1 protein-coding gene and 1 pseudogene are annotated in these 2,431 nt (G+C 61.8%); both read left to right on the forward strand.

Features of this window, described 5'->3' with window-relative positions; translation table 11 throughout:
• The first annotated feature begins 89 nt into the window (after positions 1-89).
• Positions 90-1,680 (forward strand): annotated as a pseudogene (istA, locus tag IVA96_RS33220) (IS21 family transposase).
• Positions 1,589-2,431 (forward strand): IS21-like element helper ATPase IstB (gene istB, locus IVA96_RS33225; RefSeq protein WP_346347926.1); only part of this gene is annotated, 843 nt, incomplete at its 3' end. The pseudogene istA and the gene istB, both read left to right, overlap by 92 nt.

Raw genomic sequence — 2,431 nt, forward strand, 5'->3', positions numbered from 1 at the left:
CCCCGTTTTCGGGGTGATCGGCATCCAATCGGGACCCCGGGATAAGGGTCCACAGTGGCTTCCATCGAGTCATGGAAGCCGAGGTTGGGATGCTGGTGGTGGAGACGACTGGTAAGATCCGTCGCGCCTACTTTGTTGATGGTCGTCCGATCAAGGCGATCTGCCGAGAACTTGGCGTATCGCGGAAGGTGGTTCGCAAGGTCATTCGTTCTCAAGCGACGGAGTTCCGGTACGAGCGCGAGACGCAGCCGCTCCCGAAGATGGGTGCCTGGAGTGCCGAGCTTGACCGGTTGCTGGCAGGGAATGAGAGCAAGGCGGCGCGGGAACGGCTGACGCTGATCCGGCTATTCGAGGAGCTTCGCGGCCTGGGTTATGCCGGCGGCTATGATGCGGTTCGTCGATACGCACGACGGTGGAGCAAGGAACGCGGCACCTCGACAGCGTCGGCCTATGTGCCGTTGAGCTTTGCACCAGGCGAAGCCTACCAGTTCGACTGGAGCCACGAGATCGTCCTGCTGAGCGGCACCACGGTGATGGTGAAGGCTGCTCATGTCCGGCTCTGTCACAGCCGCATGCTGTTCGTGCGGGCCTATCCGCGGGAGACGCAGGAGATGGTGTTCGACGCCCACGACCGGGCATTCGCCCTGTTCAAAGGCACCTGCACCCGCGGCATCTACGACAACATGAAGACCGCGGTGGAGACGATCTTTGTCGGTAAAGGCCGTCTCTACAATCGCCGCTTCCTGCAGATGTGCAGCCACTATCTGGTCGATCCGGTCGCCTGTACGCCAGCGTCGGGCTGGGAGAAGGGGCAGGTCGAGAACCAGGTCGGGCTGGTCCGGGAACGCTTCTTCACGCCGCGGCTGCGGTTCAAAAACCTCGACGAGTTAAACGCCTGGCTGCTCGACAAATGCATCGCCTACGCCAAGGCTCATCGCCATCCGGAGCTGACCGATCAGACGATCTGGGACGTGTTCGAAGCCGAACGCCCCAAACTCGTTCCCTATGCCGGCCGCTTCGACGGCTTCCATGCGGTGACGGCATCGGTCTCGAAGACCTGCCTGGTGCGCTTCGACAACAACAAGTACTCGGTCGCAGCCAGCGCAGTCGGACGACCGGTCGAGGTTCAAGCCTATGCCGATCGCATCGTGATCCGTCAGGATGGACGTATCGTTGCCGAGCACCCGCGATCCTTTGGCCGCGGCGATACCGTCTACGACCCCTGGCATTATGTGCCGGTGCTCGCCCGCAAACCCGGCGCCTTGCGCAACGGTGCTCCCTTCAAAGACTGGGTGCTGCCGGCCGCGATCGATCGGATCCGGCGCAAGCTGGCCAGCACCGACGATGGCAATCGGCAGATGGTCGACATCCTCAACGCGGTGCTGACTGACGGTCTGTCCGCGGTGGAAGCGGCCTGTGCCGAAGCGCTCAGTCACAGCGTCCATTCCGCCGATGTCGTTCTCAATATCCTGGCCCGTCAACGTGAACCTGCCCCACCGGCCAACATCATGACGCCGGCCGCACTGACGCTCCGTCATGCACCGATCGCCGATTGTGCCCGCTACGACAACCTCCGGAGGACCATCTGATGGAACGAACCCAAATCTTCGACCTCATGGGCGAACTCAAGCTCTACGGCATGAAGGCTGCCTTCGACGAGATCATGGCAACTGCCGTTAAGCGCCAGCACGAGCCTCAGCGCATTGTCGGCGACCTGCTCAACGCCGAGATCAACGAGAAGCAAGCCAGGTCGATCAAATACCAGCTCACCATTGCCAAGCTGCCGCTCGCCAAGGACATCGCCGACTTCCAGTTTGACGGCACGCCGATCAATCAGACTCTCGTCAATGATCTCGCTGGCGGCGGCTTCATCGCCCAACAACGCAACGTCGTGCTGGTTGGCGGCACCGGTACAGGCAAAACACACTTGGCCATTGCCATCGCCAGAAGTTGCATCCGCGATGGCGCTAGAGGACGCTTCTACAACGTCGTCGACCTCGTCAACCGGCTCGAGACCGAAACCCGCAACGGTCGGCAGGGACGGCTCGCCGAGCATCTGACCCGCATGGACTTCATCGTTCTCGACGAGCTGGGCTATCTGCCGTTCGCGCAATCCGGCGGTCAGCTCCTGTTCCATCTCATCAGCCGGCTCTACGAACGCACCTCCATCATTGTCACCACCAATCTCGCGTTCGGCGAATGGCCGAGCGTGTTCGGCGATGCCAAAATGACCACCGCGCTACTCGACCGATTGACCCATCACTGCGACATCGTCGAGACCGGCAACGACAGCTGGCGATTCAAAAGCCGCGACGATGTTCAAACAACCCGCGCTCGCGCCGTCTCCGCAACCCCGACCAGCTCCGACGACCCGAGCGCTCCCAGCAGAGCACGCCGATCAAAGGGGTCCCTTTTGGATGCCGATAGGGGG

This window comes from Bradyrhizobium sp. 159 (genome assembly GCF_023073795.1).
Classification (GTDB): Bacteria; Pseudomonadota; Alphaproteobacteria; order Rhizobiales; family Xanthobacteraceae; genus Bradyrhizobium.